General features: G+C 72.9%; 14 protein-coding genes, 1 tRNA gene and 1 riboswitch. Of the genes, 12 read left to right on the top strand and 3 right to left on the bottom strand.

Annotated elements, in window-relative coordinates; translation table 11 throughout:
* Window positions 1–112 precede the first annotated feature (112 nt).
* The 4 genes from ACFVGW_RS33055 (at window position 113) to ACFVGW_RS33040 (ending at window position 5,311) form a co-directional block, all read left to right on the top strand.
* Window positions 113–1,252 carry an acyl-CoA dehydrogenase family protein gene (locus ACFVGW_RS33055; RefSeq protein WP_385854550.1) on the top strand — a complete coding sequence of 380 codons (1,140 nt, stop codon included), beginning with the start codon at window positions 113–115 and terminating at the stop codon, window positions 1,250–1,252.
* A gap of 70 nt (window positions 1,253–1,322) precedes the next feature.
* Window positions 1,323–2,834, top strand: a complete 1,512-nt coding sequence (locus ACFVGW_RS33050; RefSeq protein ID WP_385854549.1) for a condensation domain-containing protein — start codon at window positions 1,323–1,325, stop codon at window positions 2,832–2,834.
* Window positions 2,831–3,886 carry a polysaccharide deacetylase family protein gene (locus ACFVGW_RS33045; RefSeq protein ID WP_385854548.1) on the top strand — a complete coding sequence of 352 codons (1,056 nt, stop codon included), beginning with the start codon at window positions 2,831–2,833 and terminating at the stop codon, window positions 3,884–3,886. The genes ACFVGW_RS33050 and ACFVGW_RS33045 overlap by 4 nt, the downstream gene beginning before the upstream one ends.
* Before the next feature lie 135 nt (window positions 3,887–4,021).
* Window positions 4,022–5,311: an MFS transporter gene (locus ACFVGW_RS33040; RefSeq protein ID WP_383226544.1), complete on the top strand. Its 1,290-nt coding sequence runs from the start codon at window positions 4,022–4,024 to the stop codon at window positions 5,309–5,311.
* A gap of 98 nt (window positions 5,312–5,409) precedes the next feature.
* Here the strand turns inward: ACFVGW_RS33040 and ACFVGW_RS33035 are convergent, their stop codons facing one another.
* A complete protein-coding gene (locus ACFVGW_RS33035) occupies window positions 5,410–6,075 on the bottom strand; it encodes a 4'-phosphopantetheinyl transferase (protein ID WP_385854547.1) in 666 nt (221 codons plus the stop codon).
* Between the two features lie 37 nt (window positions 6,076–6,112).
* Window positions 6,113–7,003: an RNA polymerase sigma factor SigJ gene (gene sigJ / locus ACFVGW_RS33030; protein WP_385854546.1), complete on the bottom strand. Its 891-nt coding sequence runs from the start codon at window positions 7,001–7,003 to the stop codon at window positions 6,113–6,115.
* A 199-nt stretch (window positions 7,004–7,202) separates the two neighbouring features.
* On the opposite strand from sigJ, the gene ACFVGW_RS33025 reads away from it, so the two are divergent.
* The 8 genes from ACFVGW_RS33025 (at window position 7,203) to ACFVGW_RS32990 (ending at window position 14,603) form a co-directional block, all read left to right on the top strand.
* Entirely contained in the window at window positions 7,203–7,682 is a 480-nt protein-coding gene (locus ACFVGW_RS33025; protein WP_385854545.1) for a rhodanese-like domain-containing protein, read from the top strand.
* A 63-nt stretch (window positions 7,683–7,745) separates the two neighbouring features.
* Window positions 7,746–7,819 (top strand) — tRNA-Met (locus tag ACFVGW_RS33020).
* 160 nt (window positions 7,820–7,979) lie between these two features.
* Window positions 7,980–8,720, top strand: coding sequence for a MerR family transcriptional regulator (locus tag ACFVGW_RS33015; protein ID WP_383226551.1), 741 nt, complete (start codon window positions 7,980–7,982; stop codon window positions 8,718–8,720).
* Between the two features lie 132 nt (window positions 8,721–8,852).
* Complete coding sequence (locus ACFVGW_RS33010) at window positions 8,853–9,245, top strand: hypothetical protein (RefSeq protein ID WP_385854544.1); 393 nt, start codon at window positions 8,853–8,855, stop codon at window positions 9,243–9,245.
* Window positions 9,246–9,364: 119 nt separating this feature from the next.
* Window positions 9,365–10,459, top strand: coding sequence for a PLP-dependent cysteine synthase family protein (locus ACFVGW_RS33005; protein WP_385854615.1), 1,095 nt, complete (start codon window positions 9,365–9,367; stop codon window positions 10,457–10,459).
* Window positions 10,456–11,700: an MFS transporter gene (locus tag ACFVGW_RS33000; protein ID WP_385854543.1), complete on the top strand. Its 1,245-nt coding sequence runs from the start codon at window positions 10,456–10,458 to the stop codon at window positions 11,698–11,700. Before ACFVGW_RS33005 ends, ACFVGW_RS33000 begins: the two co-directional genes overlap by 4 nt.
* Before the next feature lie 327 nt (window positions 11,701–12,027).
* Window positions 12,028–13,146 carry a PP2C family protein-serine/threonine phosphatase gene (locus tag ACFVGW_RS32995; protein ID WP_385854614.1) on the top strand — a complete coding sequence of 373 codons (1,119 nt, stop codon included), beginning with the start codon at window positions 12,028–12,030 and terminating at the stop codon, window positions 13,144–13,146.
* Window positions 13,147–13,358: 212 nt separating this feature from the next.
* Window positions 13,359–13,506: riboswitch (cyclic di-AMP (ydaO/yuaA leader) on the top strand.
* An 11-nt stretch (window positions 13,507–13,517) separates the two neighbouring features.
* Window positions 13,518–14,603: a M23 family metallopeptidase gene (locus ACFVGW_RS32990; RefSeq protein ID WP_383226554.1), complete on the top strand. Its 1,086-nt coding sequence runs from the start codon at window positions 13,518–13,520 to the stop codon at window positions 14,601–14,603.
* A gap of 19 nt (window positions 14,604–14,622) precedes the next feature.
* On the opposite strand, the gene ACFVGW_RS32985 is transcribed toward ACFVGW_RS32990, so the two are convergent.
* Window positions 14,623–15,939 (bottom strand): PrsW family intramembrane metalloprotease, encoded by a 1,317-nt coding sequence (locus tag ACFVGW_RS32985; protein ID WP_385854542.1) that lies wholly within the window; start codon window positions 15,937–15,939, stop codon window positions 14,623–14,625.
* Window positions 15,940–16,076 lie beyond the last annotated feature (137 nt).

The raw sequence follows: 16,076 nt of genomic DNA, 5'->3' as shown, positions 1-16,076 counted from the left end.
GGCCCGCACGCCGTCACGGGCCCGCACGCCGTCACGGGCCCGCACCATCCGAACGGTCTCCACAGGTGGAAGATCCGTCGCTCACCACACCCGACATCACGGAGGTCGTCCGATGAAGGTCCAGCGCATCCTGCCCACGGAGGAGGCGGCCGATCTGCTCGGTCTGGTCCGGGAGATCGCAACCGCCGAACTCGCGCCCCGTGTGGCGGAGTTCGAGGCCGGCCACGAGTTCCCCCGGGAGATCGTGCGCACCCTGGGCAAGGCCGGGCTGCTGAGCCTGCCGTACCCCGAGGAGTACGGCGGCGGCGGACAGCCGTACGAGGTCTACCTCCAGGCGCTGGAGGAGATCGCGTACCACTGGTTCGGGGTGGCCGAGGCGGTCAACGTGCACAACCTCGCCTGCTTCGGCACCGCCACGTACGGCACCCAGGTCCAGCGCGACGAGCTGCTGCCGGACATGCTGAGCGGCGAACTGCTCGGCGCGTACTGCCTGTCGGAGGCGGAGGCCGGTTCGGACGCGGCCTCGCTCACCACCCGTGCGGTACGGGAGGACGACGCGTACCGCATCACCGGCACCAAGGCCTGGGTCACCCACGCCGGTCACGCGGACTTCTACAACGTGTTCAGCCGCACCGGCGGGCCGGGGGCCCGCGGGCTGTCCTGTCTGGTGGTCCCCGGGGACACGCCGGGCATGGTCGTGCACGAGCCGGAGCGGAAGCTGGGCGTCTGGTCCAACCCCACGGCCCAGGTCGGCTTCGAGGGCGTGCGGGTGCCGGCCGGGCGCCTGATCGGACGCGAGGGCAAGGGCTTCCTGATCGCCATGGGCGCGCTGGACTGCGGTCGCCTGGGCATCGCGGCCTGCGCGGTCGGCATCGCCCAGGCCGCCGCCGACTACGCCGTGCGGTACGCGAAGGAGCGGCGCCAGTTCGGGCAGCGGATCGCCTCCTTCCAGGGCGTCGGTTTCCTGCTGGCCGACATGGCCACCCAGATCGCGGCGGCCCGCGCGCTGACCCTGGCGGCCGCCCGTCTCAAGGACGCCGGTCTGCCGTACTCGCTGGAGGCGGCGAAGGCCAAGCTCTTCGCCACCGACATGGCGATGAAGGTGACGACGGACGCGGTGCAGGTGCTCGGCGGCGCCGGTTACGTCTCCGACCATCCCGTGGAGCGCTGGATGCGCGAGGCCAAGCTGCTGCAGATCGTCGAGGGCACCAACCAGATCCAGCGCATGGTCATTTCGCAGGGCCTGGACTAGGGGACGTCCGGTGGAGCAGACCGGAGCAGGGACCGATACGAGTCAACCGAAGGGAAGGTCGGGAAACACGGTGACCACGGCGACCACAAGCAGCACGGGCGGTACGGGCGGCACGGGCGGTACGGGCGGCGGGCAGAGCACGGGCGGCGGGCAGAGCACGGCCGGCGGGAAGAGCACGGGCCGTACCGCGGAGGAACGGACCATCAGGCTGGACTCCGCGCGAGCCGGCACCGGCCCGGCCACCTGGGGACAGCGGGCGATCTGGGGTGTCGTGACCCGGCTCGGCGACGACGCCCCCCGGTACAACCTGCGGCTGGACCTTCCGCTTGCCCCGCCCCGCCCCGCCGCCCGCGTACTCGCGGACCTGACGGAGCTGCTCCGGATGCACGACAGCCTGCGCACCAGGCTCCTGCCGAACGGCGTGGACGGCGTGGACGGCGCGGACGGCGTGGACGGTCTGGAGCAGGTCGTGGACGGGTCCGGCGAGCTTCCGGTGGAGGTCAGGGAGTGCTCCGAGGCGGACGCCCCCGCGGTCGGCGCATCCCTGATGGAGGAGCTGGCGGGGCGTTCCTTCGACCACGCGCGGGAGTGGCCCTTCCGGGTCGGTCTGGTGGAGTGCGGGGGCCTGGTCCACCGGCTGGTCCTCGCGGCCTCGCACACCGCGATGGACCTCTGGGGCGAGGGCCGGATGCTCCGCGACCTGGCGCTGATCGAGGAGGGGGAGTCCGCCGAGGCCCTGCTCCGTGCCCGCCCCGCGCTCCAGCCCCTGGAGGCCGCGGAGATCCAGGCCTCGCCGCTCGGCCGCCGCCGGGACGAGGGGGCCCGGCGCTACTGGTGCGAGCGCCTCACCGCCGGCCCGAAGCGGATCTTCCTGAACCCGGCGGATCCGGAGCGCGCGGCGACCGATCCGGGCCGCATGTTCCCCAACGCGCTGCTGCACTCGCCCGCGCTCGCGGTCGCCGTCGAGCGGGTGGCCGAGAAGCTGGGGGTGAGCGACGCCGCGGTGCTGCTCGGCGCGGCCTCCCACCAGCTGGCCCGTATGTCGGGGAGCAGCGACGTGCTGTTCCAGGTGGTGGTGAGCAATCGCTTCCAGCCGGCCGCCGCCGAGTCGGTGAGCACGATGGCGCAGGAGGCGGTGTTCCTCCTCACGGACGCGGACAAGGACTTCGAGGACGCGGTACGGCGGACACGGTCCGTCTCCTTCAGCGCGTTCCGCCACGCGGGGTACGACAAGTGGGCGCTGGAGCGGGAGGTGGCGCGGCTGGTCGAGCGTGGCGAGGCGGCCGACCACTCCTGCTGGTGGAACGACACCCGGGACCCGGCGGACGGGCCGTTCGACACCGCCCCGCGCCCCGGTGCCCCGCTGGGCGAGCTGGCCGGCCGGACCGTGTTCAGCTGGCCCACGGAGTTCCTGCCGCGGGTCAACGTCTCGGTGGCGGTGGATGTGTTGACGGCCCCGGGCGCCCTGGAGCTCTGCATGACGGCCGACCCGGCGGTGCTCTCCCGTGAGGGGATGGAGCGCTTCCTGCGCGGGGTCGAGGAATCGGTGATCGCCGAGGCGACCGCTCTGGGGGACGAATGAGCAAGCGTTACGCGGGAATCGCCTGGACCGGCGCGGGCTACGAGGTCGAGGTCCTCGACACGGCCGGACGCCGGGTGACCGAACCGAGCCGCTGGGGCGCCGACCAGGTGGCCGCACTCGTCGAGCGGCTGCGGGAGCTGGGCGAGGAGCAGCCGCTGGCCGCGGTGTTCGAGAGCACCAACGGTCTGCTCGACGGGCCGATGACGGCGGCCGGCCTTGAGGTCTACCGCGCAGATCCGTGGCTGCTGCCGGCCCGGCCGGGGTTCGGCTCGGTCCCGGCCGCCCGGCTGGCGGAGCAGGCGCGGAGCGAGCCGGGCGCGCTGGCCCGGGTGACGGCCGAAGGGGGAAGCCTGTCCGGCCGCGCCGACGAGTACTTCGACGGCGTACGGCGCAGCGAGCCGATCCAGGCCGCGCTGACGGCCGCGGGGCGCTGCATCGAGCACGGCAGCCGGGACACGCCCCGGGTGGCGCTCACCTTCGACGACGGCCCGGATCCGGTGCACACCCGCAGGATCGTGGAGATCCTCGACCGCTACCGCGTGCGGGCCACGTTCTTCTGCGTCGGCCACCATGTCGCGGCGCTGCCCGACGAGGTGCGCCGGATCGCCGCGGCCGGCCACGAGATCGGCAACCACTCGTGGTCGCACCCCTTCCTGCCGGACCTGACACCGGTTCAGCTGCATGAGCAGATCGACCGGACGACGGAGGCGGTGGCCCGGCTGACCGGCGAGGCACCGACGCTCTTCCGGCCGCCGTACGGCGCGCTGACCCCGGAGGTGCTGGCCGCCCTGGCGGACCATCCCACCACCATGACGATGTGGGACGTCGACTCCCGCGACTGGTCGCGGCCGGGGCCCGAGCAGATCGCCGGGACCGTCCTCGACGCCGCGGGGCCGGGCTCGGTGGTGCTGATGCACGAGGGCGCCGGCGACCGGGGCCAGACCGTGCGGGCGCTTCCCGCGATCATCGAGGGCCTGCTCGGACAGGGTCTGGAGCCGGTCACCGTGGGGGAGTTGAGCCCGGCGTCCGTCCCGGCCGAGACCGGCCGCTGACCGCCCCCGCTCGCTTACCCGCGCCCTCCCGCCCGCCGACCGCACCCGCCCGCCGACCGCACCCGCCCGCCCGTCCGACCCGGACCGTACGTACGACCGCAAGCCCACCATCACGGCTGGAGTAGTGAAGAAGACATGAACGATCACTCGGCAGAGCCCTCTGCGGCGGTGACGTCCGCACGGATCGAGGACCGGCCCGCCGAGGCGCCGTCGGCGGCGGCCGGGGAACCGGCGATCTGGACCCGCAACTTCCAGTACTACTTCACCGCCCGGAGCGCGGGACTGCTCGGCTGGGCCATGCTGCCCGTCGCGGTCTCGGCCGGTCTGCTCAGCGCCGGGTACGGCCTGAGCACCGCCGGGTACGCGATGGCCTTCCTGGTGGGCCCGTTCGCGGGGCTCGTGCTGTTCGGCGGGGTGCTCGCCGACCGGTTCACCGCCCGCCGGATGATGATCATGGCCGACCTGGCCAACCTCACCGCCCATGTGCTGCTCGCCTTCCTCTTCATTCGGGGCATCGATCAGCTCTGGCACCTGTACGCGGTGCTGATGGTGGTCGGCACCGCCAACGCGATGTTCCAGCCGGGCGTCTCCTCGACCGTCCCGCTGGTGGCCCGGGACGTGCAGGGCGCCAACGGGGTGCTGCGCATATCCGAGGCGTTCACCGCGCTGGGCGGCCCGGCGCTGGCCGGTGTGCTCGTCGGTCTCGGCGCCACCGGCTGGGTGATGGTGATCTCCGCCGTCGCCTACGGGACCAGCGCGGTCTGCCTGTTCGCGCTCCGGCTCGGGGTGGTGCCCGCCCCGCCGGCCGGCGAGAGCCTGGTGCGCAACCTGGTGGTGGGCTGGCACGAGTTCCGCTCCCGGAGCTGGCTCTGGGGTGTGATCGTGATCTGGATGTTCTTCGCGATGCTCTCCTGGGGGCCGCAGCTGACGCTCGCCGCCGGCGTGATCGTGCCCACGCACGGTGCCACCGCCTTCGGCCTGCTCAACTGCGCGTTCGGAGCGGGCACGGTGGCCGGCGGGGTGCTGGCGATGCGCTACAAGCCCGCACGGCCGCTGGCCGCGGGGGCGGTGGCACTGCTGGCCTTCCCGCTCTACCCGCTCGGCATCGTCCTCGACTGGCCGGTCTGGCTGCTCGCCGTCGCCCAGGTCGTCGTCGGCGTCGGCATCACGTTCTGGGGCGTCATGTGGGCCACCAGCGTGCAGACCCAGGTGCCGGGCGAGGTCCTCAACCGCGTCCACGCCTACGAGGTCGCCGGCTCCGTCGGCATGTTCCCGATCGGCAGCGCGCTGGCCGGTCCCGCGGTCGGTGCGTTCGGCACGGACAAGGTGCTCCTGGTGGGCGTCCTGATCGCGCTCCTCACCGCCGTCGCCCTGCTGTCGGCCCGGCCCATCCGTACCCTGGGCCGCGTCCCGGACCGCGCCTGACCGGCCCTTCCGCCGCGCCCGACCGGAACGTGTGCCGCGCCCGACCGGGCCTCCGCGCCGCGCAGGCCCGGCCCTTCGCGCCGCGCCCGACCGGCCTCCTAGGGGGTGGCCCGGGCGACGGTGACGGCCGAGAAGACCAGGCCGCCGTGGACGTACCAGCGTCCGGTCATCCGGGTGAGCGGATGCCCCGCCTCCGCCGGTCCCGGCCGGCGCAGCGCGGCGGTGAACCCTTCGGAGCCGGGATCGAAGTCCAGTTCCGTCTCCTGGAAGGAAAGCGTGCCGCCGGCCAGCGGGTACCAGGCCTTGTAGACGGCCTCCTTGGCGCTGAAGAGCAGGGTGTCCCAGTGCACCTCGGGGTACGCGGCGGTGAGTTCCGCCAGCCGCGGCACCTCGGCGGGGTGGGCGATCTTGGCCAGCACGCCCCGGGGGAGCGGGGCGTGCCGCTCGGCGTCGATGCCGAGCGAGGCGTGCCGGTCGTCGAGGCTCAGCGCGGCGGCCCGGTACCCGAGGGTGTGGGTCATGCTCCCCACCACCCCCGACGGCCAGAGCGGCTCGTGCCGGGCACCGGACAGGACGGCGACGGCCGGCAGCCCCAGATCCGCCATCGCGCGCCGGGCCAGGTGCCGCACGGTGGTGTACTCGCGACGGCGTTCGTCGACGGCGTTGCGGACCGCCGTCTCCTCCCCCGGAAACAGCCGGGCGTCCGGGAGATCGCCGAAGGCCTCGGCGACGGCGACCCCCTCCGGCATGAGCGCAGCGATCATGCGCCCAGCCTAGGGGCCGCGCCTCGTCCGCGACGGCTCAGTCGTCCAGGGCCGGCACGCCCAGGGCCGCCATGCGGTCCGGGTCCGCGATGATCTGCATCTGCACGATGCGCTCGTCCACGACCGTGAAGGCCATGAGCCCGAACAGCCGGCCGTCCACGTACGAGACGATGCCCGGCGCGCCGTTGACCAGCACCTTGCGGTAGTCGCGGCGGAAGCGGGCGTACATCAGCGCCTGGTTGACGACCGCCTCGGCGCCACGGACGAGGCCGGAGGCCGCCGCGAGCGCCTTGCCGCCGTCCACCCGCAGGACCACGTCCGGGTCGAGGACGGCGAGCAGCCCCTCGAAGTCGCCGCCGTGCGAGGCCGCCATGAAGGCGTCGACGACCTGGCGCTGCCGGGCGATGTCGGGCGCCGGGGCCGGAGCGGCGCCCTGGACGCGGCGGCGGGCGCGGCTCGCGAGCTGGCGGGCCGCGGCCGGGGTGCGGTCCACGATCGGGGCGATCTCGTCGAAGGAGACGGCGAACATGTCGTGCAGGACGAAGGCGAGCCGCTCGGCCGGGCCCAGCGTCTCCAGGACCACGAGCAGCGCCAGCCCCACCGAGTCGGTGAGCAGCGCCTCCTCCTCGGGGTCGCGCGTGGTGCCCTCCGCGCCCCGGACCAGCGGATCGGGGACGAAGTACTCCAGCGGGTCCTCCCGACGGGAGGCGCGCGAGCGCAGCATGTCGAGGCAGACCCGTCCGACGACCGTCGTCAGCCAGCCGCTCAGGTTCCGCACGTCGTCGATGTCCGAGCGGCTGAGCTTGATCCATGCTTCCTGGACGGCGTCCTCGGCCTCGCTCAGCGACCCCAGCATCCGGTACGCGACCGCCTTCAGGTGCGTACGGTCGGCCTGGAAGCGCTCGGCCAGGAGGTCCTTCTCGTCCATCGGTGTCTCCCTCGTTGATGACCGTCATCGAGATGACGGACGGCATCGGCGAAACGTGACGGGTCCGCGCCCTCGAACCGTCCGCTGCGTGAGATCCCCTGTCGTCCCCCGCCGAACGCCCGGAAATCCCCGGCCGATCGGCCTCGGCGCCGGGGATCGCCACTTCAGTGTCGTGATCTTCGACCGTAGATTTTCATGCATGACGACAACCGCGCAGGTCAACGCCGTACTTCGTACCCCGCCCGCCTCTCCCGAGGCCGCGGCCGCGTACTTCTCCGCCAGCCTCGCCTTCCACGCCGACGTCTCCGACGTCGTGGGCGCCATCGCCGCCGACGGCGACCCGGGCTTCGTGGTCGTCGACTCCCGCTCCACCGCCTCGTGGGACCAGGGCCACGTCCCCGGCGCGCTCCACCTGCCGACCGCGCTCATCCCCGGGCAGGCCGAGCAGCTGCTCGACAAGGCCGTGCCCGTGGTCACGTACTGCTGGGGGCCCGGCTGCAACGGCGCCACGCGCGCCGCGCTCGCCCTGGCGCAGCTGGGCTACCAGGTGAAGGAGATGCTCGGCGGTTTCGAGTACTGGGTCCGCGAGGGCTTCCCGTACGAGACGTGGGAGGGGCCCGGGAAGAAGGACGCGGACCCGCTGACGGCCCCGGTCGACGCCGAGGACTGCGGCTGCTGAGACCGCTGCCGGGAAAAGCGATTAGGGGATCGGCGCACCATGCCGTAAGGTCGTATTCACCGACGCGGGGTGGAGCAGCTCGGTAGCTCGCTGGGCTCATAACCCAGAGGTCGCAGGTTCAAATCCTGTCCCCGCTACTCAGTAGCAACGAAGGCCCGGATCCAGTCACTGGATCCGGGCCTTCGTCGTGTCCACGGGCAACGTGTCCACGGGCCACGCTTCCTGGGCAACGTGTCCCCGGGTCACGTGCGAGCCGGGCTTGACCTTTACGCGACGTCAAGATTTAGCGTTTTCCCCATGGAGTGGTCGATCCAGGAGATCGCCAAGAAGGCCGGCACCACCAGCCGCACCCTCCGGCACTACGGGGAGCGCGGACTGCTGGAGCCGAGCCGGATCGGCGCCAACGGTTACCGGTACTACGACCAGGCGGCGCTCGTGCGGCTGCAGCGCATCCTGCTGCTGCGCGAGCTCGGGCTCTCCCTGCCCGCGATCGCCGAGGTCCTGGGGGGTCAGCGGGACACGCCCGCCGCCCTGCGCACCCATCTGCTGCTTCTCGAACAGGAGCGGGAGCGGATCGGGCGGCAGATCGAGGCGGTGCGGACCACTCTCCGGAAGACGGAGAACGGAGAAGAACTCATGGCGGAAGAAGTGTTCGACGGATTCGACCACACGCAGTACGAGGCGGAGGTCACCGAGCGCTGGGGTCGCGACGCGTACGAGAAGGGCGACCGCTGGTGGCGCTCCCTCGGCGCCGAGGAGAAGCAGGCCTTCATGGACGAGCAGGCCGGCATCGCCCGCGACTTCGGGAAGGCGGCCCGGGACGGCCTCGCCGCCGACAGCGACGAGGTCCAGGCGATCGCCCGGCGCCACGTCGCGTGGCTGTCGACGACCACGACGCCGACGAAGGAGTACGTGATCGGCCTCGGCCAGATGTACGTCGACGATCCGCGCTTCGGCCGGAACTACGACAAGCACGGCGAGGGCACCGTCCTCCTCGTCCGCGACGCGATGACGGTCTACGCGGAGCGCAACCTCTAGGGGCGGGACCTCCAGGAGCGCGGCCTCCAAGGGTGCGGCCTCCACGGCCGAACCGCCCGAAGTAAACGGTGTCCAAAAGCGGGCATGCCTCTTTGCGGCGGTGCACTGCTGCAACGTAGCGTCACGCGCACCATGCGTGACGAGACGGTGATCGACGTACGACGGCGGGCGCCCGCCGTCCTCGTCCTGTTCGCTCTTCTCGCCCTGCTCATGAGCGTCTGCCACGGCTCGCACGGGCATCACCCGCTCACCGCCCCCGCCACCACGGCCACCGTGGCCGCCCCCGCCCACGCCGGCGAACTGCCGCACGGCTGCGGACGGTCCGGGGAGACGTGGTCCTTCGACGTCCATCTGCCCGCCCAGACGGTGCCGCAGCCCGCGGCGCCCGACGCCGGCGGAGCCGTACCCCTCGCAGCCGACGAGGCCTTCCCCGCGGATCCGCACGCCCACCGCGCCCGCGACCGGGCGGGACCCGGCCCCGAGCCGGGCAGGCTGCTGATCGCCCTCGGAGTGAACCGGAACTGAGCCGGTCGTACGACACGACCAGGCTCCCTTTCGGCGTACCCACTTCGAGGACGTACTTTCTGATGACCGATCTGCTGTCCGGCGCCCCCATGCCCGGCACCCCGTTGCCCGGCGCCCCCATGCCCGGCCTGCCCCTTCACGGCACACCCCTCCCCGGCACACCCCTCCCCGGCACACCCCTCCCCAGTACACCCCTGCCCGGCGCCTCCCTCTCCGTCGCCGCCCAGACCGTCGGCAACACGCCCGTGCTGTGGATGGACGACGGCTACTGGGCCAAGCTCGAAGGCTTCAACTTCGGCGGCATCAAGGACCGCGCCGCCCTCCACATGGTCGGAGAGGCTCGCCGCCGCGGAGACCTGCAGCCCGGCGCGCCCGTCGTCGAGTCGACCTCCGGCACGCTCGGCCTCGGCCTCGCGCTCGCCGGCGTGCTCCACGGCCACCCCGTCCACGTCGTCACCGACCCCGGTCTCGAACCGATCGTCGAGCGGATGCTCGTCGCCCACGGCGCCACGGTCCACGTCGTGCGCGAGCCGAGCCCGCGCGGCGGCTGGCAGCAGGCCCGGATGGACCGGGTGGCGGAGCTGCTGGGCGGCCTCGACGGGGCCTGGTGGCCCGATCAGTACGGCAACCCCGACAACCCCGAGGCGTACGGCGGACTCGCGGCCGAGCTCTCCGCGCAGCTCGACCGGATCGACGTCCTGGTCTGCGCGGTGGGGACCGGCGGGCACTCCGCCGGGATCTCCCGTGCCCTGCGGGCCACGTCCAGCCCCGCCCTGGAGCTGGTCGGCGTCGACAGCGTCCACTCCACCGTCTTCGGCCTCCCGGCCGGGGAGCGGCTGATGCGCGGGCTCGGCTCCTCCATCCACCCCGGCAACGTCGACCACGCCGCCTTCGACGAGATCCACTGGGTCGGCCCGGCGGACGCCGTCCGGGCCGCCCGGCGCCTGGCCTCGCGTCAGTTCGCCACGGGCGGCTGGAGCGTGGGCGCGGTCGCGCTCGTTGCCGGGTGGCTGGCCCGCACCCGGCCGCGCGGCACGAGGATCGCGGCCGTCTTCCCGGACGGGCCGCAGCGGTACTTCGACACGGTCTTCAGCGACGCGTACTGCGCGACCCACGGACTGCTCGACGCCCCGCCGCGCGAGGAGCCGGCGGTGTACGAGGACGGTGCGCCGGTCGACGTCTGGACCCGCCGGGTCCTGGAGCGGGTCCGATGAGCGCCCAGGTCTCGGCCTCCGCCAAGGGCGGGATCTGGCGGCAGAGCCGCACCTTCGAACCGGCGGTACGGCTGCTCTTCCTCAACCAGCTGACCATCAACCTCGGCTTCTACATGCTGATGCCGTACCTCGCCGCCCACCTCGCGGACGGGCTGGGGATGGCGGCCTGGGCCGTGGGACTCGTCCTCGGCGTACGGAACCTCTCCCAGCAGGGCATGTTCCTGGTCGGCGGGGCGCTCGCCGACCGGCTCGGCTTCAAGCCGCTGATCGTCGCGGGCTGCGCGCTGCGGACGGCGGGGTTCGGGGCGCTCGCGTTCGCGCAGTCGCTGCCGGTGCTGATCGGCGCCTCGGTGGCGACGGGCCTGGCGGGGGCGCTGTTCAACCCGGCCGTGCGGGCGTACCTCGCGGCGGAGGCGGGGGAGCGGCGCGTGGAGGCGTTCGCGCTCTTCAACACGTACTACCAGGCGGGCATCCTGCTCGGGCCGCTGGTGGGGGTGGCGCTGACGGGGGTGTCGTTCCGGCTGACGTGCGTGGTGGCGGCGGTGCTGTTCGCCGTACTGACGCTGGTGCAGCTGAGGCACCTGCCGGTGCGGGTGAAGGAGGAGGCGGAGGCGGGTGCCGTCGAGGGGGAGGTGGCGGCCGAGCAGCGGGGGCAGTTCCGCACGGTGCTGACCAACCGCACCTTCTGGCTCTTCTCGCTGGCGATGACCGGCTCGTACGTCCTGTCCTTCCAGGTCTATCTGGCGCTGCCACTCGCGGCGGACGGCACGGCGGCGACGACCGCCCTCTTCGTCGTCTCCGCGCTCGTGACGCTCGCCGGGCAGCTGCGGATCACGGCCTGGTGCGGCCGGCGGCTGAACCGTGAGCGGTGTCTGGTCCTCGGGCTGGTGCTGATGGGCGGCGCGTTCCTGCTGCCGCCCTCGGTGCCCGGGCTCGGGGGCCTGCTGCTGTGCGCGGCGGTCCTCGCGGTGGCGAACGCGGTGCTGTACCCGTACGAGATGGACACGGTCGTCGCGCTCTCGGGCGGACGGTGGGTGGCCACGCACTACGGGCTCTACAACACCGTCTGCGGGATCGGGATCACCCTCGGGAACCTGGGGACGGGCGCGCTGCTCGACCTGACCGGATGGTCGGTGACGCCGTGGCTGGTGCTGTGCGGGATCGGGCTGATGTGCGCGGGCGCGGTAGGGGCGCTCGGACGGGGCGGGCGGCTGGGCGCGGGCGCGGGGGTGGTGAGTTGAGGTAACCCACTTGGCCGAGCGGAGCTCGCCGCGCGGCGCGGCGCCCGGCACCCTGGGGAGGGCGCGGTACCGTCCGTCGCCGTGTACGGACCGGGCAGGAGACCACAGGTGGGGCAGGGGCAGGGGAACGGGACCGACGGAAAAGGGACCGGGAGCGGAGGCGGGACCGGGCGCGGACGCGGGAACGGTGACGGGCGCGGACACGGCAACGGGAACAGGGCCGGACACGGCAACGGGAACGGGGCCGGGAACGGGAACGGGGCCGGATACGGGAACGGGGCCGGATACGGGACAGGCAGCGGGAACGGGAACGGCAACGGGCGGCCTCTGCCGCGGGCCGAGCGGGCCCGCCGGTTCCTCCGCGCCCTGCCTCCGCTGCTGATCCTCGGCGGTGTCGTCTTCGACCTCTCCACCCCGCCCGCCTACACGGCCGCCCCGATGTTCTCGGCCGCGCCGCTCCTCGCCGCCCCGTTCTTCTCCGTGCTCACGACGCTGCTCACGGGTATCGCCGCCGTCCTCGCCAGCGTCGGGCTGCACCTCTACAACGGAACCGCCGGCGAGGTCCCCTCCCTCACGGAGACGCTGACGGTCGTCACCGTCTCCGCCCTCGCCCTGCTGGTGAACCGGGTCGTGCTGCGCAGCGGCGAGCGGCTCGCCTCGGCTCGGGTGATCGCGGAGACCGCGCAGAAGGCCGTCCTGCCGACGCCCGCCGAGCGGATCGGCGGGCTCCAGGTCGCCGCCCGGTACGAGGCGGCGCAGGCGGACGCGTTCATCGGCGGCGACCTGTTCGCCGTGCAGGACACGCCGTACGGGGTGCGGCTCGTGGTCGGTGACGTCCGGGGCAAGGGGCTCGACGCCGTCGAGGCGGTCGCCGTGGTGATCGGGGCCTTCCGGGAGGCGGCCGAGCAGGAGGCCACGCTGGAGGGGGTCGCCCAGCGGCTGGAGAGGGCGCTGGCGCGGGAGGGCACGCGCCGGTCCAGCCTCGACGCCTTCGAGGGGTTCACCACCGCCGTCCTCGCCGAGATCCCGCGCGGCGACGGGCGCGTACGGATGGTGAACCGCGGCCATCCCGAGCCGCTCCTCCTGTACGCGGACGGCGGGCTGGCCCACCTCGAACCGACCGAGCCCGCACTGCCGCTCGGCATGGGCGAGCTGGCCGCCTGGCCGGACCGGGCCGACGAGGCCCCCTACCCGCCGGGCGCCACGCTGCTCCTCTACACCGACGGGCTCTCCGAGGCGCGCGACTCCTCGGGGGCCTTCTACGATCCGGCCGAGCGGCTGGCCGGCCGGATCTTCCCGGGGCCGGACGAACTGCTCGACGCCCTGGTCGACGACGTCCGCCGGTACACCGGCGGCGGCTCCACGGACGACATGGCGCTGCTCGCGGTGAGCCGTCCCGCGGCGGGGCAGCCGGAGCGGCGCAGGACGATGCCCGTGGTGCCGTGACCATCCGTAGTCGTGAGGTACCGCTGAGATAACAATTGACGAACCGTCAGTTCGATGGGCTCCTCATTGGTCCGTACTGAAGCGGGATCAAATCGGTCCCTACCAGATCAATCGCGTTAATGATCAACGGGAACAGCTTGGAATCCGGCCCTCGTGTCTATTAACGTTCGATAACGCAGCGCGGTCGTCCCAGTCGTCGCCAGAGACGGCACCGTGCGCACGCGCCGAATCCTGAAAGGGAACCGGGGAACCATCACTTGGGGTGAATCGGGCACCGTCGCACCCGTGCGGCACCGCCCGTAGGAGACCTTCCTGCTCCGAACCCGTCAGCTAACCCGGTAGGCGAGAAGGAAGGAAAGGAGTACGCCTCCGTGGCGTCCAACACCCCTGCTCCCGAGGGTCTTTCTGACGGGTTCCACGCGTTCGGCGCTTCAAACGCCGCCGGGACGGACGACGACACGGCCACGTGGGGGGAGTGGAACCCCACCGAGGACTCCCTTCGCCAGCAGGCCCGTTCGGGCGGACGTCACCGTGTCGTGAAGCAGCGCTCCGGCTTCGCCCGCTCCTCCACCGTCCTCGGTGTCGGTGTCATCGCGGCCGTCGGCGCGGGTGGCATGGCGACCGCCAAGGACAAGCCCCCGGTCTCGATCTCCCTCCCCGACCTCAACCTGCCGGACGCCTCCGAGCTGCCCGGTGTCGGGCAGCTCATCTCCGACGAGGACGGCACGGACTCCGGGACGAACAACCCGCAGCCGCTCACGGCCACCCTCGCCCTCCCGGCCGACAGCGCCGAGAAGGCCGCGGGCTCCCCGGCCGCCTCGACGGCGGACGCCGGCGAGGCTCTGCGCGCCCGCATCATGCAGCAGGCCGAGCAGCAGCAGGCCTCCGCCGACGCCGACAAGAAGGCCGCGGCGGAGAAGGCGGCGGCCGAGAAGGCCGCGGCCGAGGCGGCGGCGAAGGCGGACGCGGCGGAGAAGGCCGCGGCCGAGGAGAAGCGGAAGGCCGAGGCGGCCGCCGCGGCGAAGGCCGAGGCGGAGCGCCTGGCCAAGCTCGCCGCGAGCTACGCCCTGCCCACGTCCTCGTACACCCTCACCTCCACGTACGGCCAGTCCGGCTCCATGTGGTCCTCCGGCTACCACACCGGCCTCGACTTCGCGGCGCCCACCGGCACCCCGGTCAAGGCGGTGCACGGCGGCACGGTCAAGTCGGCGGGCTGGTCCGGCTCCTACGGCTACCGGATCGTCCTGGAGCTGGAGGACGGTACGGAGGTCTGGTACGCGCACCTGTCCTCGATGACGGCGAGCGCCGGCCAGACCGTGGGCACCGGCGACACCATCGGCCGCGTGGGCGCCACCGGCAACGTGACCGGACCGCACCTCCACCTGGAGGTCCACACCCCGGGCGGCGCGGGCGTCGACCCGGCGGCCTGGCTGGCGGGCAAGGGCATCTCGGTCTAGTCGGCCCAGAGGTGTCCGGCTAGCTCCGGTACGGGTTGTAGCCGCCGTAGTCGAGGTACTGCGGCGGCGCCCACACGCGGCCCGTCGCCCGCGCCGCGTACGTCAGGGCGGGGGAGGCGACCGCCTTGCGCTGCCAGAGGTGGTGGAGCAGCTCCTGCTCGCGCGCGCTGAACTCCGGCCCCGCCGCACCGCGCTGCGCGTGATGGCGGAGGAAGGCGAGGGTCGTCGCGAACGCCTCGTACTCCCCGACGGCCGCCGCGGCCGGCTTGCCGTACGTACGGCGGGCGAAGTCACGGGCCACGGAGCGGGCCCGCATCGAGGAGAGCGCGAGCGGCTCCGCGGGCGAGAGCCACCCGGCCGCCGCGTACGCCGGGAGCTGCCCGGATATCGTGCGCAGCTCGCGCTGCCTGCTCCATATCGCGAGCCAGGTGAGCAGGGCGAGCGTGGGCACCATGAACATGCCGTAGACCAGGATGAAGCCCAGCGGCCCGAGGATGGTCGCGGAGCCGTTCCACAGGGCGTGCATGCCCATGGCGAGGACGAGCCCCGCGAGCGGCAGCAGGATCCGGCGCAGCCGCAGGAACCTGTGCCGGGAGGTGGCGAGGGCGGCGAACGCGAAGCCGAGGCCGGTGAAGACCGTGAAGAGCGGATGCGCGAACGGCGACATCACGACCCGTACGAAGAACGTGCCCGCGGTCGTGGCGCCGAGGCCGCCGGAGCCGATGTCCTGGTCCTCGCCGAAGGCGTTGCCGAGATAGAGGATGTTCTCGGTGAAGGCGAAGCCGGTGGCGGTGAATCCGGCGACCACCACGCCGTCGACGAGACCGGTGAAGTGCCGCCTGCGGAAGAGGAAGATCAGCAGGATCGCCGCCGCCTTGGCGCTCTCCTCGACGACGGGCGCGACGACCGTCGCGCCGAGGGACTCGGCGGAGGCGGGGTCGGCGGTGGCGGTCGCGATCCAGCGGACCGCGAAGGAGTTGGCGAGGATCGCGACGAGCGTCGCGGCGAAGGCGCCCCAGACGAAGGCGAAGATCAGATTGCGCCAGGGGCCCGGTTCGACCCGGTCCAGCCAGCGGAACGCGGCCAGCAGCAGCGGAACGGGCAGGACGGCCAGCGCGAGCCCGACGAGGAAGCCCTCCGTCCCGGTCTGCTCCCGCACGATGGCCAGGATCACCAGCGCGCAGAGCGCGAGCACGGTGATCACGGCGACCGCCCGGACCACCCTGCTGCGCCAGAAGGCGCGACGAGGCCTGTAGCGCCACTGGGCGCGGTCCGGGACGGCCGGGAAGTCCGGCTCTTCGGTGTCCCGTGTGGGGACGGGGACGCGGTTCGACACGTCAGCGACCCTAACCAGCGGGACCGACACTCGCGACGGGGTTCTCCGTCTTCGGCCGCTTCCTGTGGAAAAGCGCCGCTCCTTCCTGTGGAGGAGCGGCACCATTTCCTGTGGAAGAGCGGCACCCCTTCCTGTGG

The organism is Streptomyces sp. NPDC127129, from assembly GCF_042671585.1.
In the GTDB taxonomy this organism is placed as follows: domain Bacteria; phylum Actinomycetota; class Actinomycetes; order Streptomycetales; family Streptomycetaceae; genus Streptomyces.
Note: the sequence above shows the minus strand (reverse complement) of the source record. Positions and strands in the feature narration are given on the sequence as shown.